Annotated in this window: 21 protein-coding genes; 4 read left to right on the top strand and 17 right to left on the bottom strand. The window is 63.5% G+C overall.

The genetic code is table 11. The features are described 5' to 3' along the window. The first annotated feature begins 2 nt into the window (after nucleotides 1-2). Both ACS0VV_RS13245 and ACS0VV_RS13240 read left to right on the top strand, forming a co-directional pair. Complete coding sequence (locus ACS0VV_RS13245; RefSeq protein WP_483533162.1) at nucleotides 3-410, top strand: ribose-phosphate pyrophosphokinase; 408 nt, start codon at nucleotides 3-5, stop codon at nucleotides 408-410. 67 nt (nucleotides 411-477) lie between these two features. Further along, on the top strand, nucleotides 478-849 hold the full coding sequence (locus ACS0VV_RS13240) for a hypothetical protein (protein WP_483533161.1): 372 nt from the start codon (nucleotides 478-480) through the stop codon (nucleotides 847-849). 3 nt (nucleotides 850-852) lie between these two features. On the opposite strand, the gene ACS0VV_RS13235 is transcribed toward ACS0VV_RS13240, so the two are convergent. The 5 genes from ACS0VV_RS13235 to ACS0VV_RS13215 form a co-directional block, all read right to left on the bottom strand. Beyond that, entirely contained in the window at nucleotides 853-2,238 is a 1,386-nt protein-coding gene (locus ACS0VV_RS13235) for a sensor histidine kinase (RefSeq protein ID WP_483533160.1), read from the bottom strand. Between the two features lie 16 nt (nucleotides 2,239-2,254). After that, complete coding sequence (locus ACS0VV_RS13230) at nucleotides 2,255-2,992, bottom strand: response regulator (protein ID WP_483533159.1); 738 nt, start codon at nucleotides 2,990-2,992, stop codon at nucleotides 2,255-2,257. After that, nucleotides 2,989-3,582: an EF-hand domain-containing protein gene (locus tag ACS0VV_RS13225; RefSeq protein ID WP_483533158.1), complete on the bottom strand. Its 594-nt coding sequence runs from the start codon at nucleotides 3,580-3,582 to the stop codon at nucleotides 2,989-2,991. The genes ACS0VV_RS13230 and ACS0VV_RS13225 overlap by 4 nt, the downstream gene beginning before the upstream one ends. Before the next feature lie 201 nt (nucleotides 3,583-3,783). Beyond that, nucleotides 3,784-4,179, bottom strand: a complete 396-nt coding sequence (locus tag ACS0VV_RS13220) for a cupin domain-containing protein (RefSeq protein ID WP_483533157.1) — start codon at nucleotides 4,177-4,179, stop codon at nucleotides 3,784-3,786. A gap of 1 nt (nucleotide 4,180) precedes the next feature. Beyond that, nucleotides 4,181-5,992, bottom strand: coding sequence for an aminopeptidase P family protein (locus ACS0VV_RS13215; RefSeq protein ID WP_483533156.1), 1,812 nt, complete (start codon nucleotides 5,990-5,992; stop codon nucleotides 4,181-4,183). Nucleotides 5,993-6,032: 40 nt separating this feature from the next. On the opposite strand from ACS0VV_RS13215, the gene ACS0VV_RS13210 reads away from it, so the two are divergent. Further along, a complete protein-coding gene (locus ACS0VV_RS13210; protein ID WP_483533155.1) occupies nucleotides 6,033-8,087 on the top strand; it encodes a S9 family peptidase in 2,055 nt (684 codons plus the stop codon). Then, complete coding sequence (locus ACS0VV_RS13205) at nucleotides 8,084-8,503, top strand: acyl-CoA thioesterase (RefSeq protein ID WP_483533154.1); 420 nt, start codon at nucleotides 8,084-8,086, stop codon at nucleotides 8,501-8,503. Before ACS0VV_RS13210 ends, ACS0VV_RS13205 begins: the two co-directional genes overlap by 4 nt. Here the strand turns inward: ACS0VV_RS13205 and ACS0VV_RS13200 are convergent. The 12 genes from ACS0VV_RS13200 to ACS0VV_RS13145 form a co-directional block, all read right to left on the bottom strand. Then, complete coding sequence (locus tag ACS0VV_RS13200) at nucleotides 8,500-10,203, bottom strand: diguanylate cyclase (RefSeq protein WP_483533153.1); 1,704 nt, start codon at nucleotides 10,201-10,203, stop codon at nucleotides 8,500-8,502. The genes ACS0VV_RS13205 and ACS0VV_RS13200 overlap by 4 nt on opposite strands. A 136-nt stretch (nucleotides 10,204-10,339) precedes the next feature. Beyond that, on the bottom strand, nucleotides 10,340-11,455 hold the full coding sequence (gene ald, locus ACS0VV_RS13195) for an alanine dehydrogenase (RefSeq protein ID WP_483533152.1): 1,116 nt from the start codon (nucleotides 11,453-11,455) through the stop codon (nucleotides 10,340-10,342). A gap of 192 nt (nucleotides 11,456-11,647) precedes the next feature. Then, nucleotides 11,648-13,093 carry a helicase HerA domain-containing protein gene (locus tag ACS0VV_RS13190; RefSeq protein WP_483533151.1) on the bottom strand — a complete coding sequence of 482 codons (1,446 nt, stop codon included), beginning with the start codon at nucleotides 13,091-13,093 and terminating at the stop codon, nucleotides 11,648-11,650. Nucleotides 13,094-13,226: 133 nt separating this feature from the next. Continuing rightward, nucleotides 13,227-15,812, bottom strand: a complete 2,586-nt coding sequence (locus tag ACS0VV_RS13185; protein ID WP_483533150.1) for a TonB-dependent receptor plug domain-containing protein — start codon at nucleotides 15,810-15,812, stop codon at nucleotides 13,227-13,229. A 129-nt stretch (nucleotides 15,813-15,941) separates the two neighbouring features. Next, nucleotides 15,942-16,451, bottom strand: a complete 510-nt coding sequence (locus tag ACS0VV_RS13180; protein WP_483533149.1) for an SRPBCC family protein — start codon at nucleotides 16,449-16,451, stop codon at nucleotides 15,942-15,944. A gap of 95 nt (nucleotides 16,452-16,546) precedes the next feature. Beyond that, nucleotides 16,547-17,329, bottom strand: a complete 783-nt coding sequence (locus ACS0VV_RS13175; protein WP_483533148.1) for a sugar-transfer associated ATP-grasp domain-containing protein — start codon at nucleotides 17,327-17,329, stop codon at nucleotides 16,547-16,549. Continuing rightward, nucleotides 17,229-18,356 (bottom strand): 7TM domain-containing protein, encoded by a 1,128-nt coding sequence (locus ACS0VV_RS13170; RefSeq protein ID WP_483533147.1) that lies wholly within the window; start codon nucleotides 18,354-18,356, stop codon nucleotides 17,229-17,231. The genes ACS0VV_RS13175 and ACS0VV_RS13170 overlap by 101 nt, the downstream gene beginning before the upstream one ends. Before the next feature lie 37 nt (nucleotides 18,357-18,393). Further along, nucleotides 18,394-19,356, bottom strand: a complete 963-nt coding sequence (locus ACS0VV_RS13165) for a hypothetical protein (protein ID WP_483533146.1) — start codon at nucleotides 19,354-19,356, stop codon at nucleotides 18,394-18,396. 99 nt (nucleotides 19,357-19,455) lie between these two features. Further along, the gene (gene rimK, locus ACS0VV_RS13160; RefSeq protein ID WP_483533145.1) at nucleotides 19,456-20,361 is read right to left on the bottom strand and encodes a 30S ribosomal protein S6--L-glutamate ligase; all 906 of its coding nucleotides are present in this window, start codon (nucleotides 20,359-20,361) and stop codon (nucleotides 19,456-19,458) included. 25 nt (nucleotides 20,362-20,386) lie between these two features. Then, the gene (locus ACS0VV_RS13155; RefSeq protein WP_483533144.1) at nucleotides 20,387-20,884 is read right to left on the bottom strand and encodes an ATP-dependent zinc protease family protein; all 498 of its coding nucleotides are present in this window, start codon (nucleotides 20,882-20,884) and stop codon (nucleotides 20,387-20,389) included. 34 nt (nucleotides 20,885-20,918) lie between these two features. Continuing rightward, nucleotides 20,919-21,962 carry a hypothetical protein gene (locus ACS0VV_RS13150; RefSeq protein WP_483533143.1) on the bottom strand — a complete coding sequence of 348 codons (1,044 nt, stop codon included), beginning with the start codon at nucleotides 21,960-21,962 and terminating at the stop codon, nucleotides 20,919-20,921. Between the two features lie 17 nt (nucleotides 21,963-21,979). Then, complete coding sequence (locus ACS0VV_RS13145; protein WP_483533142.1) at nucleotides 21,980-24,340, bottom strand: FtsK/SpoIIIE family DNA translocase; 2,361 nt, start codon at nucleotides 24,338-24,340, stop codon at nucleotides 21,980-21,982. Between the last annotated feature and the right edge of the window lie 277 nt (nucleotides 24,341-24,617).

The following is a 24,617-nucleotide window of genomic DNA, read 5'->3' as shown; positions in this document are numbered from 1 at the left end:
CCATGGACAAATCGCTCGCCGAATTTCTCGACGAAAGCGGGCTGTCCGCACCCGCCGATACCAGCGCTTTGTATGACAAGCCGCGCATCCGCGCGTTGCTGATCGATGCGGCGCGCGAGGGGCGGGCGGTCAGCTATTCGGAGCTGCTCGGCCAACTGGGCTTCCGCTTCACCCGCCCCAAAATGCGCAGCCTCTGCCGCACGCTCGATGCCATCGACGCCGATGGCCGCACCGATGGCGAGCCGGAGCTCGCGGTGCTGGTCGTGCGCGAAAGCGACCGCTTGCCGGGGCAGGGCTGGTGGACGGGCCGAGAGGATTACAAGGGCGAATGGACGGGTGCCGAAGCGCTGCGTTTTGTCGAGGGCTTGCAGGCCAAGGCCTTCGCCTATTGGCGCAGTCTGCGCGCATAACAGTACTTGTCACTTGCTCCGGAACGCCCCTTGGATAGGATGAGTATCGTTCAGAAAGGGGGTAAGTATGAACAGACTTCTCGCAGCAGCCGCACTTGCCAGCACAACGTTTCTGGGTGGTTGCGCCACCTTTACCGGTGGAGAGCTTGTCAGCGGCAACGCGCCGGTTGGCGAAATTGTTGTCCAGAACAACACCAACGTTCCGCTCAACGCGATCACCATCTCGCGTTGCAGCGCGATGAGCCACGGGCTCAATCGGATAAGCAATCCGGTGCAGCCCGGCAGAGGTTTGCGGTTCCGGGTTGATGCCGGCTGCTGGGATGTGATGGTCGGCCACGGTTTCGGTAGCGGCTATGACAGCGCGACATTTAACAATGTCCAGGTCGTTGGCGGTCGCCAACGTTTGTTGACCGTGGGTGGTCGCGGAACCGGCTACTGACCATCAGGCCCCGGTAACTGGCAGCCTGATTTCCGCAATCAGCCCCGCCACCGCGCCGGTCTGATCCATCCGGTTGGCGAGCGTCAGCGTCCCGCCATGCTGCTGCGCAATCGCGCGCGCCAGCGTCAGGCCCAGCCCTGCGCCGCCCGTCCCGCGATTGCGCGAGGCATCGCCGCGCGCAAAGGGTTCGAGCATGGCGGCAAGCTCCGCTTCGGGAATGCCGGGGCCTTTGTCGGCAATGCGGATGATCGCAGTGTCGCCATCACGAATCAGCCGCACCCGCGCATGTTCGCCATAACGCAGCGCGTTGGAGACGAGATTGCGCACCGCGCGCCGCAGCCAAGTGGCGCGCAGCGGCATGGCGATGCGCGCCGCCTCGGCCAGTTCCACATCCTCGCCCATATCCTCATATTCCTCGACCACGCTGGCGACCAGAGCCGCCAAATCGGTGCGTTCGAGCGGATCGGTCGGGCGGCCCACGCGGGCGAGCGAGAGGATATCGTCGAGCGAAGTGGTAATGTCCTCGATCGTGGCTGCCATGCGGATGCGTTCTCTCTCATCCTCCACGCTTTCGATCCGCACGCGCAGCGCGGCGAGCGGGGTTTTGAGATCATGGCCGATGGCGCCCAGCATCACGTCCTTCTCTTCGAGCAACGCGGCAATGCGCGCTTCCATGGCGTTGTGTGCCGAGATCAGACGACGGGCATCTTCGGGGCCGGAGGGCGCTAGCGGCTCCTGCGTCGCATCGGGCGTGCCTTGGAAAGCCTCCACCCGTTCGGTCAACTGCGCCAAGGGCCGCGTCAGGCGTTTGAGCAAAAGCGCGAGACCACCGACCAGCACCAGATAGAGGATCAGCGACTGGATGATCAGACCGAACAGCGGGTTGCGATCGCGCAGCGGCCCGGGGACACGGGCGATCCGCCATTCATCGTTTCCTGCCACCTTCAGTCCTGCAAACAGCGCGCCGCGATCGACATCACCGCCCGGGCGCTGGATTTGCTGGCCGCGCGGCCCCTCGGCAAGGCGCGGCAATTCGACCGAGCGCGGGCGATTGAGCACCACCAGTTCGGACACGTCGACGCCCTGGTCCCGCAATACCGCGCGCAGCGCAAGCTCCAGCTCCGGTTCGCGCAAACGCGCACGCACTTCAGGGGTTTCGAATGCGAGGATGGCGCGCTGGCGCAGCCGCTCTCCGCGCATCGGCCCGCGCCTTTGCGGCTGCGCCTCGACGATCAATTGGAAGGCCAAGCCGTTCACCATTTCATTCTGCGCGCGCTGCTGCTGCCCGCGATAGAGCAGCACGCCGGCAATCGTCTGCGCCACCAGCAGCGCCAGCGCCACGGCGAGGAGCATCTGGCCGAGCAAGCTTTTGGGGAGAAGACGCGGCATTGGCTTGGCCTTTGCCCTAGACCCCGTCGGGCATAAAGCGCCGGACTTCGCAGGCGAGGCGGTAGCCGCCGCCCCATACGGTCTGGATCAGCTTGGGGTCGCGGCTGTCGACTTCGATCTTGCGGCGCAACCGGCTCACCTGGTTATCCACCGCGCGGTCGAACAGATGCGCCTCGCGCCCCTGTACCATGTCGAGCAGCCGGTCGCGGTCCATCACCTGGCCCGGATGATCGAGCAGCGCGACGAGCAGGCGGAACTCGGCAGTGGAAACCGGCACCAATGTGCCTTCGGGATCGGTCAGGCGGCGTTTCAAGGGATCGAGCTGCCAGCCATCGAATTCGTAATGCGCCTCGGTTTCGACCGCGGCGGCGCCGCCGTTCTTGTTCACGCGGCGTAGGACAGAACGGATGCGCGCCACCAGCTCGCGCGGCTCGAACGGCTTGGTGACATAGTCATCCGCGCCGATTTCCAGCCCGACAATCCGGTCGGTCGCCTCGCCCTTGGCGGTGAGGAGAATGACGGGGAGGTCTTTCGCCTCGGTCAGATGGCGGCACAGCGACAGGCCGTCTTCGCCCGGCATCATGATGTCGAGCAGCACCAGATCGGGCCGCTGGTCGAGCAGTACGCTGCGCGCCTTGGCGGCGTCCGCCGCCTCGGTAACGGCAAACCCCTGGCGCGAGAGATACTCGGCCAGGGGTTCACGCAGGCTGGCTTCATCGTCCACCAGCAGCAGTTTTACCTGCGGATCATTCATCCTTCGCGGCCACCGCGCCGACCGCGACGTTCACCACGCTGGGCGCGGCGTTCTTCGGCGGTCAGCGTGCCATCACCATTGGCGTCAGCCGCATCGAAACGGGCGAGCGCGGCGGTGGTCATTTCTGCGAGCGAAATGCTGCCATCGTCATTGGTATCGGCGCGTTCCATCATTCCGCGGCCTTCACCGCCGCCGCGTCCGCCACGGCGCGCCATGCGCTGGCCACCGCGACGCTCGCCGCGTTCGGCACGGCGTTCACCGCGCCCGGCGCGCCGTTCCTCGCGGGTGGCCCGCTGTTCCTCGCGCGCAGCCTGCATTTCCTCAAAGCTCAGCTGGCCGTTGCCATTGGTGTCGGCCTCTTCGAAGCGGGCGCGGGCCCGCGCTTCGCGGTCTGCCTGGTTGAGCAGGCCATCGCCGTTCACATCCATGCGGGCAAAGCGTTCGGCAGTGCGGGTTTCGACATCTGCACGGGTGACATCACCACCAGCCATTGAGCCACCCAGGGGGCCGCGCATCTGTTCTTGCGCCACGGCAGTACTGCCCATGGTGAGACCAGCGGCGGCTGCGGCAATCAAAAGGGTCTTTTTCATCGCGTCTTCTCCACTCTAAATTACAGGGTAGAGCAACGCGGCGCCATCTTGAAGGGGGATGGGAGGTTTCCGGCGCCCCGCTGCTCTATGTTTGCCGTTCTAGGGCACCCATGTCGCAGAGATTTGCCGTAAAACCGGAGAAGTGTCGCAAAGTGTCGCGGAACGGCGTGCCTGTTCAGCCGCGCTTTATCCGCACGCAGTTCAGCTTCGGGGACGATGCTCTGTGCCCTTGCCCGCAGTGATAAACAGCGCATCGCATTCCCCCTCGACATCGGCTGTATGCCAGACGCCGGGCGGATTGATGGCATATTCGCCGCGCCGGAGCGTGATGCGCACTTCCTCGCCGTCCACTTCCTGCACCAGCGTCATCGCGCCCTCGGTGACGACCACCACTTCCGCGCCATGCGGGTGCATTTCCCACATCGCCCAGCTTTCGGTGAAGCGATATTGCGAAACGAGCCGCCCTTCCGCACCGTCCGCCGCATGACGCGCACCATAACGGGCATACCACTCCATCCCGTCAAACGGCTCCAACGGTTCGGCGCTCGCGCCGAGGCCCAAATGGATCCATTCCTCCGAGAGTTTGCGCGCGGTCATATCAGCGACTGATTGGCGCGCAGGCGGCTTCCATCCATGCCAGTGCTTCGCCTTCCAGCTGCGGGGCAAGCACATCGCGCACTTTCGCGTGGTAGCTGTTCCACCAGCCGATTTCGGCATCGCTGAGCAGGCTCACATCCACCAGCGTCCGGTCAATCGGCACGAAAGTCAGCGTTTCGAAGCCGAGCCAGTCGCCTTCCTGTCCGTCGATCTTCCGTTCCTCGACCAGCACCAGATTCTCGATGCGGATGCCGTAGGCATTGTCCTTGTAATAGCCCGGCTCGTTCGAAAGGATCATCCCCGCCAGCAGTTCCTGATCGGTGCCCGCCTGTCCGCCGCGACCCTTGGCGATGCGCTGCGGGCCTTCGTGCACCGCGAGGAACGCGCCGACGCCGTGGCCGGTGCCGTGGGCGTAATCGACGCCCGCCTGCCACAGGAATTGCCGCGCCAGCACGTCCAATGCGCTGCCCGGCGTGCCGGTGGGGAACACCGCCATGTCGAGCGCGATATGGCCCTTGAGCACGCGGGTGAAGCGGTCTTTCACTTCCGGAGGCGGCGCATCGGGGCCGATCCATACGGTGCGGGTGATGTCGGTGGTGCCGTCGGCATATTGTCCGCCACTATCGAACAGATAGACGCTGTTGGGCACCAGCGGCAGGCAGGTTTCCTCGCTCACGCGGTAATGGCACAACGCGCCGTTGGAGCCTGCGCCTGAGATCGTATCGAAGCTCAGATCAAGCAGTTCGGGATTGGCCTTGCGGAAATCGTGGAGCTTGGCGGCGGCAGACAGTTCGTCCACCGTGCCCTTCGGCCCTTCGCCTTCGAGCCATTGGAGGAAGCGCGTCACCGCCGCACCGTCGCGCGCCTGCGCGGCGCGGTGGCCTGCCTGCTCCGCTTCGTTCTTGATCGCCTTGGGCAGCACCGCCGGATCGGTTTCGAGAACGGCCAGCGCGCCGACTTCTTCCAACCGGTCAAAAATCGCATAGACGCTGCGTTCGGGGTCGACCGCCACTTTCTTGCCAGCGAGCTCTGCGAAGGCAGCCGAGAATTCATCTCTTGCACGAATGCGCACCGCATTGCCCAGCTTCTCGGCAACCTCGTGCGGCACCTTTTCGGGCGCGATGAACCAGTCTGCAGTGCCGTCTGCCTGCACCATCAGATAGCTGAGCGCGACCGGCGTGTGATCGACATCCGCTCCGCGAACATTGAGCGTCCAAGCCACACTGTCCAAGGCGCTGATGACGACCGCGTCGAGCTTTTCGGCCTGCAACCAGTCGGCAATTGCCCCGCGCTTTTCTGCGCTGGAGCGTCCTGCCAGCGCATCGTCCTGCACGAAGGCGGGGGCCATGCTCGGTTCGGGCTGGTCGGCCCACACCGCATCGATGGGGTTGCTCTCCACCGCGACCAGTTCCATCCCCGCTTTGGCGAGCCGCGCGGCCATCGCCTTCGCCCAGCCGCGCGTGTGCAGCCAAGGGTCAAAGCCAATGCGCGCGCCTTCCTGCGCTTTCACCGCAATCCAGTCGCCCGGCGCATCCTTGGGCACGGACATATAGTCGAACAGCTTGCCATCGACCTGATCGCGCACCTGGATGGTGTAGCGCCCGTCGACAAACATCGCCGCATGATCCTTCAGCACCACCGCGCTGCCTGCGCTGCCGCCAAAGCCGGTGAGCCATGCAAGGCGCTGGGCATAAGCGCCGACATATTCGGACAAATGCTCGTCACTGATCGGCACGACGAAGCCGTCTAGCTCGCGGCGCGCGAGTTCCTCGCGCAGGGCAGACAGGCGGGCTTCGTGGGTTTGCATCAACATGGCTTGCAGTCCTTTCTTTGCGCCTACATAGGCCTCTCTTATGTCTCACGCCACCCATCCGCCGATTGCGGCCAAACGCCCTGTCTCATCCACGCACCACGGCATCACGCTGACCGACGATTACGCCTGGCTGCGCGATCCGGGTTACCCCGAGGTAACGGAAGAGGAAATCCTCGCCCATGTGCAGGCGGAGAACGCGTATTTCGAGGCGCAGATGGCGCCGCATCAGGCCCGCGTCGAGGCGCTTTTCAAGGAAATGCGTGCGCGCATCAAGGAAGACGATGCCACCGTTCCGCAGAAGGATGGCGCTTTCGAATACTGGTCCGAATTCGAAGAAGGCGGGCAGTATCGCAAATTCTATCGTCGCCCGGTGGGGAGCGATGCAAAGCACCTGATCCTTGACTGCCCGGCGCTCGCCGAGGGCCTAGAATATTTCAAACTCGGCGCGCTGTCGGTGAGCGAGGACGGGCGCTATCTCGCTTACTCGACCGACACGACGGGCGGCGAGTTTTTCACCGGCTTCATCAAGGATCTGGAGAGCGGCGAATTGCTGCCCGACCGCATCGAAAACGTGAACACCGATCTCGTCTGGGCGGCTGGGGACAGCGTCATCGTCTATGGCCGCGCGAACGAGCAATGGCGGGTCGACCGCATTTTCGCGCACCGCGTGGGCGAGACCGGTGAGGATGCAGAGCTGTATCACGAGGCGCAATTGGGCTTCACCGCTTCGCCGGGCCTTTCCTCCAACCGCGAATGGCTGATGATCGGGACGGGCGACAATGAAACGTCCGAAGTCTACCTGCTCCCCGCGAGCGATCCCTTCGCCGAGCCGCTGCTGGTAAAAGCGCGCCAGACCGGCGTCGAATATGATGTCGATGTGAAGGGCGATACGCTCTTCGTCCTCACCAATGACAATCACATCAATTTCCGCCTCGCCACCGCGCCCCTGTCCGCGCCTGCCGAGTGGACGACGCTGATCGAAGGCTCGGACGAGTTCTACATCACCGGCTTCGACCTGTTCCGCGATTTCTACACGATAGAGGGGCGGCTGGCGGGGCTCGACCAGATCCAGATCCGTTACTATGACGATCCGGCGCGGGTGGAGAATATCAGCTTTCCGCAGGACACCTATACCGCAGGTCTCGGCAACAATCCCGAATGGGCGATGGAGAAGCTGCGGCTGCATTACCAGAGCCCGATCACGCCCGACACTGTATATGATTACGATGTGGCATCGCGCGGCCTCAAAGTGCTCAAAGTGCAGGAAGTGCCGAGCGGTTTCGATCCCGAGCTCTACACGGTCGAGCGGCTCAGCATCACCGCGCGCGACGGGGCCGAGGTGCCGGTCAGCGTGATGTATCGCAAGGACAGGCCGATGGGCGGCCCGCTGCATCTCTACGCCTATGGTGCCTATGGCTATGCCGTGCCGCCGGGCTTCTCGGTGACGCGGCTGAGCCTGGTGGATCGCGGGGTCGCCTATGCCATCGCGCATATTCGCGGCGGCGATGATCTGGGGCGCGAGTGGTATTTGGCTGGCAAGATGAAGGCGCGCACCAACACCTTCAACGATTTCGTCGATGTGGCGCGTGGTCTGGTCGCCAAAGGCTACACCGCCGAGGGCAGAATCAGCGCCAGCGGCGGCTCGGCAGGCGGCGAGCTGATGGGCGCGGTGATCAACCAGGCGCCCCAATTGTGGGGCGCAATCGTCGCGCATGTGCCCTTTGTCGATGTGCTCAACACGATGCTCGACGAGAGCCTGCCGCTCACGCCCGGTGAATGGCCCGAATGGGGCAATCCCATCGAGAGCCGCGAAATGTTCGAGCTGATCCGCAGCTACTCGCCCTACGATCAGGTGCGCGCGCAGGCCTATCCGCCGATGCTCGTCACTGCTGGCCTCAACGATCCGCGCGTCACCTATTGGGAGCCCGCCAAATGGGTCGCCAAACTGCGCGAGCTGAAAACCGACGTCAATGTGCTGCTCTTGAAGACCAATATGGGCGCTGGGCATGGCGGCAAATCAGGCCGGTTCGAGGGCCTGCGCGAAACGGCGGAGGAAGTGGCGTTTGTGCTGTGGCAATTGGGGGTGGAGGGGTGACCAACACCCACACCCGCCAATTCACCGCGCGGCCTGAGCACATCGACATAAACGGCCATGTCAACAACACCGTTTGGCTGCGCTGGATGGAAGACCTTTCCGGCGAGCATTGGGACTTGCAGGCGCGTGCGGAAGACCGCGACCTCTATGCATGGTTCGTGCTGCGGCACGAGATCGATTATCGCGGCAATGTAAGCGAGGGCGCGGTGGTGACGGGCACGACCGAAATCCTCGAAGGTCCGCGCGGGCCCCGCTTCAATCGGCATTACCGCTTCACCGATAGCGAGGGCAAAGAACTCGTCCGCGCCAAAACGACGTGGGCGATGATCGACAAGGCGAGCGGCAAGTTGATGCGTGTGCCCGGCGAAGTCGCCGCGCCCTTTATGCCCGAAGGCGGGTGGGCAAAGGCCGATTAGGCAGCGCGCCGGTCGCTTTGGCGCCGGTCGCGGCGGCGCGGGCGGAAGACTTTGAGCCGTTCGCTCACGGTTCGGTCGCGGCCCGCATTCTTCGCTTCATACAGGAGCCGGTCCGCGCGTTCGTATAGGCCGTAGAAATCCATGTCCGGCGCGGTTTCCGGGCTCAGTTCAATGAGACCCATGCTGGCCGTCACCCGGTGCGCATCGCCAAGCGCCGCTCGGCCCGCCAGGCCCACGGCAATTCGGCGGCTTTCCGCGCGTTCGAAAACCCCGCCCCCGCGCAAGAGCAGGACGAATTCCTCGCCGCCCATGCGCACCACGATCGTGTCCTCATCGGGGCCCAGCGCGTCTGCAACCGCGCACAACACCTCGTCACCCGCCGCGTGCCCGAAGGTGTCGTTGATCGCCTTGAAATGGTCGAGATCGAGCACGGCGAGCGAGGTAAAGCCGTCGGCATGAAGCTGCGCATAGCGTTCGGTGATGATCCGGCGATTGTACAGATCGGTCAGCGAGTCGCGCTCTGATACGCGTTCGAGCAGCTGCGCGGTGTCACGGGCCAGGTCACGCTCTTGCCGGAGTATCAGGAAACGGTCGGCGACGGCTATCGCGGTCACTACCGCTTGCCAGCTGAGCGCCAGATGCTGCCACAGCACGGCGTGGAAGCGGACTTCGAAATTGGTGGCCAGCGCCAGCACCACCCGCAGCGTTCCGATCACCACCAGCGGCAAGAATCCGGCCAGAATGAACCGGCTTGCCCGGCTCCCGCTCAGCAGTGTCTGGCCCAAGGCATAGCCGAGCCCTGCCAGAAACAGGACATATCCGCCATAATAGACAAAGGCGATGGCATCACCGATGGTTTGGCCGAGCGTCACCCGCATCGTGCCGAGGACAAGCGCCAAAGCGCCAATGGCATAAAGCAACCGCCGCGATGTTGCGCTCAGCCTGTCCGGCTCGATAAAATTGACCGCAAAAATGACGCTGGTCGCGGTGATCAGATCAAAGCTCAAATGCAGGATCAGGAATTGCGCGGTGCGCGGGATGTCGAACAGCAGCGGCAACAGCCCGCCGAGCGCGGCGATCTGCACGATCGCGAGCACGCAATAGGCGAAATGGTAGACAGCATAGCGGGAACGCAGCACGCGGAAATGGCCGAGCCCGATCAAGACCGGCAGAAGCAGCAATCCGCACAGCGTTGCGGCAATCAGCTGATCCGCATTGGCGAGCAGCGCGTCGGGCGCGGTCTCCACCAGCTCGAAACGGTCGATCACGCCCACCCGCCCGGGCGCATCGATCCGCACGATCACCGCCTGCGCTTCGCCAGCGATGGATGGTGCTTCTACGCGGGTCTTCCAGACCGGAGAGGTGGGCGGGAACTGCTCCACTGTCAGCCAGCCCGAACTGGCAATCTCCCGCTCGCCGACCGTGACGATTGCGAACCGCTCGAACGTGTCGAACTCGCGGTAGGTGTGCGAATTAACGAGCAGGCCGGGCTGCGCGATCGCGCTGTCACCAAGGGCAAAGCGCACCGCAATCTGCTGCACGCCCGCTGGCAACTCCTCCAGCGCGCCGCATGACCAGCGACCGCCATCGCGGGCAATCGCCGCCATCGTCTCTGCCGGATCGACGATGGTGTGGCAGGGCCGCTCCACAGGATAGGTAAGGCCGCTATTGGGGTCTTGCGCGAGGGCGTGTGCGGGCATCAGCGCACACAGCACTGTCAGCGCCGCGGCGCATAGCCGGGCGAGCCAACGGGTCGCACCACCGATCATGGCGCAACTCTAGGGCAGGATGCGTAAGGGAGGCGTTAATGCCCGCCTTCGTGACCGGGCAATTTACCTAGGCAATGGCCTCTTCGATCGGCAGCAGATCATAGCCCAGTTCGCTCGCCACGGCCGGATAGGTCACCTTGCCCGCATGGACATTGAGGCCCTGCGCCAGATGCGGATCAGCGCGCATGGCTTCTTTCCAGCCCATATTGGCGATGCGCAAAGCGTGGGGCAGCGTGACATTGTTGAGCGCATAGGTGCTCGTCCGGCTGACCGCGCCGGGCATATTGGCGACGCAATAATGGACAATGTCATCAACGACATAGGTCGGATCGTCATGCGTGGTGGCATGGCTGGTTTCGAAGCAGCCGCCCTGGTCGATTGCTACATCGACAAGCACTGCGCCGGGTTTCATCGTCTTGAGCATCGCGCGGCTCACCAGCTTGGGTGCGGCGGCGCCGGGCACCAGCACCGCGCCGACGACCATATCGGCTTCGGCCACGGCTTCCTCGATATTGGCGCGGCTGGCAAAGCGGGTGCTGGCGCGTGCTTCGAAATGCGTGCCGACCTTTTCGAGCACTTCGGGGTTCAAATCCATGATCACGGTGTCCGCGCCGAGGCCTGCGCTCATTTGCGCCGCGTTGAAGCCGACCACGCCGCCACCGATGATGACGACCTTGCCCGGCATCACGCCCGGCACGCCGCCCAGCAGCACACCGCGCCCGCCATGCGCCTTTTCGAGCGCGGTCGCGCCTGCCTGGATGCTCATCCGGCCCGCGACCTGGCTCATCGGCTTCAGCAGCGGCAGACCGCCATGCGGGCTGGTGACGGTTTCATAGGCAATCGCGGTGCAGCCCGATTTCACCAGTCCTTCGGTCTGCGCCGGATCGGGGGCGAGGTGGAGATAGGTGTAGAGCACTTGCCCCTCGCGCAGGCGGGCGATTTCCTCCGCCTGCGGTTCCTTCACCTTCACGATCATTTCGCATTCGGCGAAAATCTCTGCAGCGGTGGCGATCACTTTCGCGCCGCGTTCCTCATAATGGGAATCGAACGCCCCGATCCCCGCGCCCGCGCCGGTTTCGATCCACACTTCATGGCCATTGGCGACCAGCTCGCCCGCGCTTTCCGGCGTCAGGCCGACACGGTATTCGCGGTTCTTGATTTCTTTGGGGCAGCCGATGCGCATGGGGGAGTCTCCTTCTTGGCAAAGCCGTTACAAGCGAAACCGGATTCGGGCAATGCCAAGCGGTTGGTTGATGAAATACATCCGGCAGGGAAAATGTGCTGTCTCCGTCAAAATGCCGTCGGTATTTCGCCTAACCGTGCGTGCTGTACGAAGTGGTAATCTGTAGGAAAGCGGAATCGCACCGCGCTTCCGTCAGGCGGCGAGATGCTCCAGCCCCGGCACCGTAATCGTACGCGCGCCGCCGAAATCCTCGTGCACGGCGATCAGGCCGGTTTTCTCCAGATGGTCGAGCAGGCGGCGGATGCGGCCGGGGGATGCGGTGCCATAGGCGCGGGCGAGTTCGTCCTCGTCAGGAGCCTTGCGGCCCTGCGCGGCGGCGACGCAGATGGCGAGATAGGGGGCGACGACATCGTCATCGACATTGGCGGCCATTGCCTCCACCCGCTCGCGCTGCGGGGGGTCGAGCCGGTCGATCCCCGCGCTGGCAAAAGCGAACAGGCGGCGGAATGCGGGCATATCGATATGTGCCGAGGCGATGCCGCGCTGGCGACAGCGTGTGGCGAAATCGCGGAACAGAGTGGCGGCGGGGCGGAAAGTCGCACCATCCTCCGCCGCCATTTCAGCAAGAACATCATCGACCGAGCCGGTTTCGATGCGTTGCGGGCGATCCTCTGCTGTCGGTTCTGCCGCTTCGGACTGCATCGCAATCGCTGCTTCGAGCGCGCTTGCATCGGGTGCGGGCGGCGGGGGAGGGGGCGACGGTGCAGGCGTCGCGGCTTCTTCTGCCAGTGCGTCGTGCAGCAACGCGCCCATTTCCGCCGCATCGGCCTTGGGCAAGGGCATCAGCGCGCTCGCACCGTTCTTGCCGCCCGATTGGACAGCGCCGATATGCACAGCAACGGGGCGACGGCTCACCGCCGGGCCAAGGCCGAGGAAATGCCCGCATTGCAGATCGCGGATGCGCTCCGCCTGCTTGCGGTCCATGCCGAGCAGATCGGCGGCGCGCTGCATATCGATGTCGAGGAAAGTGCGGCCCATCAGGAAATTGCTCGCCTCCGCCGCGACATTCTTGGCAAGCTTCGCCAGACGCTGCGTCGCGACAATCCCGGCGAGCCCGCGCTTCCGGCCCCGGCACATGAGGTTGGTCATCGCCGACAGGGTCATGCGGCGCGTGTCCTCGGCCATTTCGCCTGCGGCAGAGGGCGCGAACATTTGCGCCTCGTCCACCACCACCAGCGCCGGATACCAATGCTCGCGCGGAGCATCGAAGAGCGCGGTGAGGAAAGCGGCGGCGCAGCGGATTTGTTGTTCGACTTCGAGATCGTCGAGCGCCAGCACAACGCTTGCCCGGTGCTGCCGGATACGGCCCGCCAGCGCCTCGATCTCGCGCACCGAATATTTGCCGCCATCGATCACCACATGATCGTGAAAATCGGCAAGGCTGGTGAAATCGCCTTCGGGGTCGATCACCACCTGCTGCACCATGTGTGCACTCTGTTCGAGCAGGCGGCGGAGCAGATGCGACTTCCCGCTGCCCGAATTGCCCTGCACCAGCAGGCGCGTGGCGAGGAGTTCCTCCACGTCGATGGGCACGGGGGTGCCGTGCGGATCGGTGCCGATGTCGATTGTCGCGTCCACGGATAGGACGTTAGGCAGGCGCGGCGATTCCGCCTAGCGAGGCGGCGCTGTTATCCAGCGATTTGCTTCGTGCAGATACGAAAACGCCGGAGCAGGTCATCCCTGCCCCGGCGCTTTTCACAAATTCAAAGGTTTAGAATTCGACGCTCACCCGCCCGTAGAGGAAGCGCCCGCTGAAGCCGAAAGGCGACTGCGAGGAATAGGGCAGGAAGCTGTTGTTGAGGCCGTAATTGACCCCGTTCACCGTGCCGAAGGGCAGGCGATCGGGATATTCGTCGAACAGATTGTTCGCGCCCACTGCGATTTGCACGGCATCGATCACATTGTACCGCAATTCCAGATCGACCACCCATTTCGGCGTCAGCGTCAGATCGCCCGGCGCATCGCCTTCATCGATGGTGATATCGTTGCGGATCGAAGCTGCCGACACGCCATCGGGCAGGAACACGCTGCCAAAGCGGTTGGCGTTGAGTGTCAGGCCGAACGGTTCGCGGTCGAAGGTCAGACCCAGATTGAGCTTGTTGCTCGGCTGGCCATCGGTCAGGCGGAAGCTTTCCTGCCGCGCGAACAGGCGGTCGGCGGTGAAGCCGCTGAACACCCGCCGGTCGGTGATCTCCGTATCGTTGATGTTGTAGCCCGCGGTCAGCGTGAGCGATCCGCCGAGCACATCGGGGATGCGATAGCTGCCGACGATGTCGAGACCTTCGGTGCGGGTATCGATACCGTTGATGAAGAAGCGCGCCGAGGAACCGGCCACGCCCGCTTGCTGCAACAACGCCAACACGTCCGCACCGGTCAGGTTTTCGGTCAGCACGATGCGGTCACTGATCTCGATATTGTAATAGTCGATAGTGACGTTGAGGCGCGGGATCATGGTGAAGACTACACCAGCGCTGATATTCACCGATTCTTCCGGCTCGAGCGGTTCCGCACCCAGCGCAATCGCGATCGGCGATTCGACGGGGAAGGTGCCGACTTCGATCAGCTGCCCGCCGACATTGTTCGTCGAGGTGGTGGAGAAGAATTGCTGCGCCATGCCAGGGGCACGGAAGCCGGTCGAGGCGGAGCCACGGAAGGCGAGGCCTTCCACCGGTTCCAGACGCGCCGCGATCTTGCTGTTGAAGGTGCTGCCGAAGTCCGAGAAATCCTCGAACCGTCCGGCCAGCTGGACATTCAGCCAATCGGTGAAATCATTGTCGATTTCGGCATAGAGCGCAAAGCTGTCACGCGAGGCGTCCACTGCGGTGGTGGGCGAGAAGCCGGGGAAAACCTGCGCGCCGGGAGCGGAACCGTTGGAGAAGAAGAACGGGCCGGCGACATAGCTGCCCTCTTCGCCCGGAATGATCCGGTAATTCTCGTTGCGCCATTCGCCGCCCACGGCCAGCGAGGTGTCGCCGATGCCCAGATCGAGATCGCGCTGCACATCCAGATTGAGCGCGGTCTGGCCCGAGCGCAGGCCGCCTGCTTCGAACTCGGTCGGGCTGACATTGCCGCCCAGCGAAGCGTTCCAGGTGTTGGTGATGCGGTAATCGAGCCGGTTGGAGCCGTAGCCGAGCGACAGGTCGATATTCCAGCCCGAGGTTTCGCCGCGCACGCCGACAAAGGCCGAGATATCCTCGATGCTGCTGTTGATCAGCGGCAGGAAGCCGTCGGGATAGAAGGGCTGTCCGCCATTCGCCCAGTCGGCATTGCGCGCATCGAGCGCGCGGCGGTAGAAGCCTGCGCCATTGCCTTCACGGTTGCCGTAGCTGCCGAAGGCATAGAGTTCGAAGTCGGTGCCCAGATCGACGCCGGCATTGGCGAAGAAGTTGATGTCTTCCGATTTGCCGTCGCCAAAGCGGTGGCTGTAGCGGTCGAAGGTGGTTTCGCGCGGATCGCCCAGACCCGCATATTGCCGCCGGATATCGGGGCCGGATCGGTTGGTCGGCTCGCGGTTGCGGTATTCGGCAGTGAGGTTGAGGAAGGCGCTATCGCCCACAGGCACGCCGAAATTGGTCGCCAGCGTATAGGTATCGCCATCGCGGCGGGTGCGGTCTTCACCGGTATAGGTGATGGCGGGCAATTCGCCCGAACTGGTCGTGGTGGTGGGCGCCACGGAAGCGACCTGGTCAACCCCGTCCATTGTTGTGATGTAGCGGCCATAGGTCGCCTGCGCGCGGCCGCCTTCGCGGGTGCGCAGGCGGATATTGATGACCCCGGCAATCGCGTCCGAGCCGTATTGCGAGGATGCCCCGTCGCGCAGCACTTCGATCCGTTCGATCGCCAGTGCCGGGATGGTGTTCATGTCCACCGCTGCCGAACCGCGCCCGATCGAGCCGTTCAGATTGAGCAGCGAGGACAAGTGGCGGCGGCGGCCATTCACCAGCACCAGCGTCTGGTCAGGCGCAAGGCCGCGCAAGGTGGCAGGGCGCAGCGAGTCGGTGCCGTCGGTGAGCGAAGGCTGCGGGAAGTTGAAGGAGGGGACGAGATTGTTGAGCAGCCGGTTCGTTTCCACCGCGCCCTGGTTCAGCAGTGTTTCGGAAGTGATGACATCCACCGGGACGGTGCTGTCGGCCACGGTGCGGTCGGTACGGCGCGTACCAGTGACGATGATCGTGGGTTCATCCGCTGCCGGATCGGTCGAGCCGGTGTCCTGTGCGATAGCGGTTTGTGAAAGCGATGCGAATGCCAGTGCGGCGATGGCGCAACCTGCGCGAAACGATTGCCGTGAAGTCTTCATAAAGGTCTCCCTGCTTCGGCTCTGCAGAAGCCGTGCAGGATTGTTACGACAAGATTACAGCTTGCAGAATATCCAATCGCAAACGGCTATATTTCCGCAAGAAGTGATACCCTTGCGCCACAGCGCGTCTCAGGCCGCACTTTGCAAGCGGTCGATGCGGCAGACCATTCCCCGGCCCTGTTCGGCATGGATTTTGAGCCTGGTGAGCGTTGTGTGAAGTTCTTCTGCCGCAGCGCGGCACGCGTGCTCGTAGGCGCGTTTGCCAAGTCCGGGCACGAAGCGGACTTCCAGCTTCAGCGTTACAGTGCAGTTCCCGCTGCCGGCTGGCGCCATGGTGTAGCGGTGCTGCGAAGAGACCACCTGGTCGATGCGCGGGGTGGCCTGGATTGTGCAGACGAGAACCCGCCCCGGCTCCGCCTCTTCGACAACGAACGTGCGCAGGCGTTCTGGCGCGCCATCCAGATGCTGGCGGTATCGCCCGGGTGCGAGCCTTTCGAGACCGCCTTCAGCGCGCTGCCAGAAATCCGGGCTGGCCGGATTGACGAGCGCGAAAAGCCTTTCGGCCGGACAGCCGATGTCGGCTTGCAAACTGAAAGTGGCAGGGCCCTTGGGCGCTTTGCCGGTGAAGAGGCCGAACATGGTATTCCCCCGATGATGACAGCGAAACGCATAAGCCGGCGGGCTTAAGAGAGGCCCCGCAAACGTAGTTAAGCTGCGCTGACCAAGCGCATTGCTCAGCATTTCTCGCCAGCAAGGATCATCTGGCGGCGCAGGCCCTTCTGGTTGATGTTCTGGATTTCGATGCCGGGATGGGCGTTGACCTCAAGGATCATCGGGCCGTGATTCTCATCGATGATGATATCTACGCCGAGATAGCCAAGCCCGATTGCCGCACTGCATTTCGACGCCATTTCCAGCACGGTATCCCATTCGGGCACCGTAAAGCCGATCAGCAGCGCGCCCGAATCCGGGTGGTGGGTGATTTCCTCGCCCACGCACATGGCCCGGGTGATGATGCCGGTATCGATATCCACCGCCGCCCCGATCGCCCGCTGGTGCAGGTTCGCCTTGCCATCGGATGCCTTGGTGGGAATGCGCATCATCGCCATCAGCGGATGTTCGCGCAAGCTGATGACGCGCACGTCGGGCAGGCCTTCGGGCACCAGTTCGATGATACGCTTGTCCGCCCGGATCAGCGGCTCGATCAGCGCCGCGTCCTCGGCATTGTCGCCCGAAAACGCACCATCGACGATGCGGCGCAAATGGTTCATCACGTCGCCCGGCGTCAGCCGTGTGCCCGAACCCTTGAACCAGTCATTCCCTTCGCGCCGCAGCGCCAGCAAGATGCCGTCACCCTGTGATCCGCGCGCCGGCTTGATTGCCCAGCTATTGGGCAGATCGCGTACCGGATCGAAATCAAGCAGATCCCCATAGCTGGAGATTACGGCGATCGTGCCCGTAGTTGTTACGCCGCCGGCGTTGAGCGCTACTTTCGCTCCGACTTTGTCGCGGGCCAATTCGATTGCCGAACGCGGGTTGTATTTCGCGATGATCGCGTTGCGCAGGTTGATGCCGAGGATCTCGTCCAGATCCCCCTTCGCCGGCACTTTCAACGGCCGGCTCGCTGCGGGCGATGCCGCTCCAACTGCCGAAGACCGGCTGCGGAATGGCAGGAGCTGCGGGAATTTCCACTTGCGGGAGGGCGGGCTGCTGGATGGTGTCGCCGGTGGCGGCAGCGTCTGCGTCCCGCTCGTCAAGGGCGAGGGCGGCCTTGGCATTGCGTCTTCCTTCGAGCCAGATGGGGGCAAAGCGTTTGATTTCAGAGAGGCGCAGCCCGCGATACCGGCCCAACAGGGCAATCGCGAGACCGGCAAAGCCGGGCAGCACCAGCGGCGATATTTCGATCAGCGCCAGCGCGACACGGCTGACCATCACGAACTGGATAATCAGGGCGAGCACAAACGTGCTGAGCGCGATTTTGGTCGATTCCCAGCCGCCCTCCTTCTCCCACGTGCGATACCAGCGCTCTACACAAAGCGCGGTCACCACAACGGGGAAGGCGTCGACCTGCAACTCGGTTTTGAGCAGGACCTGCAAACCCGCCAGAACAAAGGTGACGAAGCTGATGAGCACACCGAGGAAGCCCACACGGGTCATACGCAGCTTCAGCAGTGTCGGCGCGACAATCATGCCGACGCCGATGGCCGAAACCAGCACCAACGGACCGAAGATCGGTCCGATTTGCAGAAACGCGATGGCGATCAGCATCGGCGTGAACAGGCCGAACGCTTTCATCCCGACAAAGCTGCGCGCCAGCACCACCAGGAACGCGCCGATGGGCAGCGCCATCAGCAGGTTCGACGGCTTCATGCCCCACACCTGATAGGATACCGCCGTCTCGCCAGCGGATTGCGGCATATAGAAAAGGTTCTGCGTATTCGACAGGCCGAGCACGGCAAGCAGCGCAATAACGCTGAATACGGCCGCGCCGATCAGGGCGGGCCGTTTGATCTGCGGCGTGGCTTTGGACAGCACCCGCCGCATCTTGCGGAAGCGGCTGAGCCGCCATTTGCGCAGCGACCTAGAAGACATAGCCGACGCTCACGCTGACGCGATATCCGCGCCGGTCGCGCAGCGGATCATTGCTTTCGCCGAAGATATACTTCGCCTCGGCCTCGACCCGCCACGGGCCGGGCCACCACAGAAGCTCGACTTCAGGAACGAATTGCGTGTCGCTGCGCTGGCTGAGGTCGGGCGCCAGCCGCCCGTCGAAACGGGTGTGGCGCAACTCGACTGCCGGCCGGATGCGCAGGTCGCTGGTGACGGGGCGGGTGTAGGAGACACTCGCCGATTGCCGGTCATAACCGCGCAGCGGATTGGCGGAGGTGATGTCTTCCAGCCGGAAATCGGCAGCGATGTAGTGATAGCGTCCGATCCGGTGGCGGTATTCGGCGTCCACGCGCCAGCCCTCGCCGGTGGAGGATGCGCCACCGGGGCCAGCGCCATCGTCATATTCGCGTTCCCGCCAGGTGCCGCGCAGCCGCACGCGGTGCGCTTGTTCGGGCTCGTATTCGAGCTGGAGCGAGACCTGCTGTTCGTCGGTATCGGCGGCCTCGATGGTGACCAGATCGTCATACAGCCGCCCGCGCAGTTCGACGCCCCAGCCATCGCCCAGATCGCGCGTGTATTGGACGGTCAGCCGGTCGCGGTTGAAGCCGTCGCGTCCGGTAGCAGAGCCGAAGCGGGCCACTTCGATGCGGTCGGCCTCGATCCGCACTTCGTTGACTTCATCGCCCAGCGTGACGCCGATCTGCCCGCGCAGATAGCCGCCATCGCCATTAATGATGAGCTCGTCATCTTGGTCTTCGCTTTCTGAGAGGACAATGCCCGCCTCGATCCGCGCGAAGGGATCGAAGGTCCACGCGCGCGCTTCCTCCTGCGCCGCAGCGGGCGCGGGCAGCAGCGCGAACGCCAGCAATAGCGGCACCAAGGCGCAGCGCAGGCCGCGCGCCAGCAGGGCAGCAAGGGAGGACGACCCGTTCATAACCCCGTGGTTTTACGGGGTGACCGGTTTACGAATGGCTAACTGTAACGCGAAAGATTTTACAATCGCCGCTGTGACACGCGATGGCGCAACGGCGGGTCAGCCTTTCCCGCGGGTTTTGGTCTTCCCGCTGACCGCATTGTCCTCGATGAATTTGATGATGATGCCGGCCACATCCTTGCCGGTCGCCTTCTCGATTCCCTCCAGTCCGGGGGAGGAATTGACTTCCATGATGACGGGGCCGTGATTGCTGCGCAGCATATCCACCCCGCACACGTTCAGCCCCATATGCTTTGCCGCGCGTACGGCGGTGGAGCGTTCTTCGGGCGTGATCTTGATGACTTCGGCGCTGCCGCCGCGATGCAGGTTAGAACGGAAATCATCCGCCGCGCCGGTGCGCTTCATCGCCGCGACGACTTTGCCGCCCACCACCAGCGCGCGGATATCGGTGCCGCCCGCTTCCTTGATGAATTCCTGCACGAGGATGTTTACATTCGCCCCGCGGAAGGCTTCGATAACCGATTTGGCACTCGACATGGTCTCTGCAAGAACCACTCCGATACCTTGCGTGCCTTCGAGCAGCTTGATGACGACAGGCGGGCCTTTCACTGCCTTGATGATTTCCTCCGCCGCCTTGGGATCGTTGGCATAGGCGGTCAGCGGCAGGCCGAGCCCGTGCTTGGCGAGGATTTGCAGCGAGCGCAGCTTGTCGCGGCTGCGCCCGATGGCGACGCTTTCATTGAGCGGCCACACGCCTTTCATCTCGAACTGCCGCAGCACGGCAAGCCCGTAATGCGTGATCGAGGCGCCGATGCGCGGGATCACCGCGTCATAGCCCTTCAGCGTCTCGCCATTATAGGTCAGCGTCGGCCGGTGGCTGGCGATATTCACCATGCAGCGCGTGGTGTTGAGAATATCGAGCGTGTGCCCGCGCCCCTCGGCCGCCTCTTTCATCCGCTGGTGCGAATAGAGGTCCGGGTTGCGGGCAAGCATGGCGATCTTCATGCGGCGATCCTCTCGGCCTGCGGAATTATGGCTTGTGTCCCCGGACGGGCTCCATCCCCGGCGTTTGCAGCCACGAATGCCCCGAATCGACGACAAAGCGCCGTCTAAGCGAGGATCGCCCGATTAGCATGGGGAATTTCATGTCCGACCGGTTGGCCAGGCTGATTTCCACGCGGTGCGTCTTGTTACCAATCGTAAGCGGCGTCTTGATGACATAGCGCCGCTGGGTTTCGCCATTGGAACTGGTGATGCCCCGAATATCGACATGCACGGCTTCGCAGGTGTGCCGGACATCGCCCCAATCGACGCAAAAGCGCACGAATTTCTGCCCGTCCCGCTCGAAATGTTCGAGCACCTGCGCGTGCAGCGAGGAGGTGCGCGCCCCGGTGTCGATCTTGGCGGGCACGCCGGTGAGGCCGAGCTCGGGCAGATCGACCAGCTCGCGCCACCCGACAAGATCGGTGGGCGAGGGTTTGGCTTTGCGGGATTTGGGTTGCGGGGGCGTAGGTGGGGTGTCGCTCATTGGAGGGAGTTAGAGCAGTTTGTGGGCGGCGGGGCTAGTCGAGTTCGTCCGGTTCCGGCAGCGCAACAGGTTCTCCGAGTTCGATGCGCACAAGCGGCAAATGCTGCGCCGAGCTGCTGGAAAAGACGAATACAGCCTCTTCGATCCACATATCGGCCCCTTCGCGGGGCCATGAATCCTTCAGATCGATATTCGCAGCCATCCGGGCCGTGAGGGCGCTCTCGCCGGTGACGCTGAACAGCAGAATGTCATTAAAGTTGGCTAGCCAATACTCGGCAATTGCCTCGCCTCCCTCGATCATCGTCCCGTCATGTAAGACGAGAACGGCATTTCTTGCCAAAACGCGCTGCGGCACGGCGGTTGCCCGATTGTCCAGTCCATGACGCATGAAAAGATCGAGCGCATTGGATGCGGAAGGAATGTCCCCCTCCAGCGTCGAGCACATTTCGAGAAATAGCGAGACGAAGCGGTAGTAATCACGGTTGAGGTCGGCGCAATGGACGAGGTTGTCCGCCGCAAGACGTTCGACCCGCTCGGCCAGCGCGAAGGTCAGATAGCCGCTGCTGCCGACTCCGTTGGCGCAGCTATGCCCAATCGCCCGACGCACAGGGCCATTTTGCGGGCGCAATTCGAGAATCGCCGTGGTTCCATCGGCGCAAATGACGATCGAGCCATCCTCTCGCGGCGGGGGAGGGGCAAGCCGCCGGGGCAAGAGACCGACATCTTCGTGAAACCGATCCCACAGGTCACCCGAAACCTGCTGCGACAGCGTTATGGGCAGGTCATAGGCAAAACGCATTTCCAAGCGCGGCGACTGTCCTGCTGGCCGCGACAGGACAATGGCGCGCTTTTCTCGGCCCCATGCATCAATGAAAAAGACCCGCAGTTCGGCGGTGTCGGCATCGCCATAGGTTTCGAGGGGAAGCAAGCCATAGGCCTCAGCGCTTTGCGCTGCGCGCGCTTCGATGCAGGCGGGTTGTGCGCGCTCGCTCCACGGGCAGTTTTCGTCTTCTTCGGCATCCTGCGCCGCAGAGGGCAAAGCTGTAAGGGCGAGGATCCCTACGGCGAAAGTCCGCACCCATTGACGCACCCCCATCAAATCGGATTCCCGTCCTTGTCCCGGTAAATCTCCCGCCGCCCGACATGGTTCGCCGGGCCGACCAGTCCGTCTTCTTCCATCCGTTCGATCCACTTGGCGGCGGTGTTATAGCCCACGCCCATCTGGCGTTGCAGCCAGCTGCCGCTCGCCTTCTGGTTCTCTATCACCATCTGGCACGCCTGGCGGTATTTGCGTTCTTCGGGATTGTCCGATCCGGTGAATTCGTCCTCGAACGCAAAGCCGCCGTCTTCGGGTTCCTGCGTTACGCTGTCGATATATTGCGGGCTGCCCTGCTTGCGCCAGTGTTCGGCCACGCGCTCGACTTCCTCGTCGCTCACGAACGGGCCGTGCACGCGGGTGATTGAACCGGAAAGCGGCTTGTAGAGCATATCGCCCTTGCCCAGCAGCTGCTCCGCGCCCTGCTCGCCAATGATCGTGCGGCTGTCGATACGGCTGGATACGGCAAAGCTGATGCGGGTGGGCAGGTTCGCCTTGATGACGCCGGTGATGACATCGACCGACGGGCGCTGCGTTGCGGTAATCACGTGGATGCCCGCCGCGCGGCTCTTCTGGCACAGGCGCTGGAGCATCCCTTCGATTTCCTTGCCGACCACCAGCATCAGATCCGCCAGCTCGTCCACGATCACCACGATCTGCGGCAGCACTTCGTATTCGAGCAGTTCTTCCTCGATAATCGCCTCGCCCGTTTCGGGATCGAAGCCCGTTTGCACCGTGCGTTGCAGCGGCTTGCCCTTGGCAGCGGCGGCGCGGACGCGCTCGTTAAAGCCTGCCAGATTGCGCGCGCCGACATCGGACATCATGCGGTAGCGCCGCTCCATTTCCTCGACCGCCCATTTCAAGGCACGCACTGCCTTGGGCGGCTCGGTCACCACTTCGGCGAGGAGGTGGGGGATGTGTTCGTAGCTCTTCAGTTCGAGCACCTTGGGATCGATCAGGATCAGGCGGCATTCGGTCGGCGTGAAGCGGTAGAGCAGGCTGCACAGGATCGTGTTGAGCCCGACCGATTTGCCCGAGCCGGTGGTGCCCGCGACCAGCAGATGCGGCATGGCGGCAAGGTCTTCGACAATCGGATCGCCCGAAATGTTCTTGCCCAGAATGATCGGCAGGCTGCCCTTGTGCGCGGCGAAGGCTTCGCTTTCGACCATTTCGCGGAAATTCACCGTCTGCCGGTGGGCATTGGGCAATTCGATGCCCATCACGGTTTTGCCGGGGATGGAGGCCACGCGCGCGCTGATCGCGGACATATTGCGGGCGATATCTTCGGCCAGACCGATTACGCGGCTGGCCTTGATGCCCGCAGCGGGCTCCAGCTCGTACATGGTGACGACGGGGCCGGTTTTGACCGCGGTGATTTCCCCCTTCACGTTGAAATCGTCGAGCACGTTTTCCAGCAGGCGGGCATTGCGTTCGAGCGCCAGCTTGTCGACCGGCGGGACTTTGCTGTTGTCGACCGCGTCGAGCAATTCGACGCTGGGCAAATCATAATCCGCGAACAGATCTTTCTGATTCGCCTTGGCGGCGGGGCGCGCGCGGGCCGGGGGCGCGGCGGGATCGACGATTTCGGGCGCGCGGCGGGCGGGGAGAGCAGCCTCGCCCTCTTCCTCGTCATCGCTTTGCGCCAGGGGTTCGGGCGCGCGGCGTTCGCGCTTGGCCTTTTCAGGCTTGAACGGGTTGACCGGCCCGCCGAGCCTGGGGCGCTTGCCCGCCCATTCGGGCAGCGTGAGAAAGCGCGACCAGTCGAGCGCGAAAATCCGCCCGGCAAGGAATGCCCCGCCCACCAGCGCCAGCACACCGCCGCCCAGTATCGTCCAGAACTGCGCCGCAGCGGGCAGCAAACCCGCAACCGCGCGGATGCTCCCTTCGCCGAGCAGGCCCGCCAGCCCGCCCAGCCCGGCCGGAAACGCGCCGCCCCAGCCGCTCGCATCGCGCGGGTCGGTGACGAGCGAGAGCACGGTAGAAAGCAGCGCCATGGCCAGCAGCATGATGGCGACGGTGCGCCACCACGATCCGCCCCAGTCCTCCTCCTCGTCCGCATCGCGCCACAGCTTGCGCGCGAACACATAGGTCAGCGGCAGGAACAGCACGGAGACAAGGCCGAAGCCGGTGAGCGCCAGATCGGCGGCGAAGGCGCCCGGCTTGCCCATCCAGTTATCCACCACATCGCCCGCTGCGGTGGAGAGTGAGGGATCGGTCTGGCTGTAGCTCATCAGCGCGATGGCGAGGAAAATGGTGAAGGCGTAAAGGATCACGGCCCCCGTCAGTTGCGCGCTGCGGGCAAGCGAATGGCGGAAGGCGGCTTTCCAGTCCGCGCCCTGATTGGCAGCTCTGCTGGCCATGATGGATACCTTATGTCTTTACGTCCCTTTGGCGAGAATCCCACAGCGGGACTCGGGGGTCAAGCGCGGTGCTTGCCTTCGGGATGAGAAGTTTTCACACGAAGGCCACAAAGGCACGAAGAGGTTTGGCCAAGAATCGTGCCGAAGGCGCAATAGTATTTCGCGCAGAGGCCGCCGAGCACACAGAGGTTTGGGAGGCAAAGCTCCGCGTGCTCTGCGGCCTCTGCGCGATAAAGTGGAAAGCGCCTGCGGCACGATTTGGGAAGTACCTCTTCGT

It is taken from the genome of Aurantiacibacter sp. KMU-128, assembly GCF_056933515.1.
The sequence above is the reverse complement of the archived record's forward strand: the minus strand, read 5'-3'. Positions and strand labels throughout refer to the sequence as shown.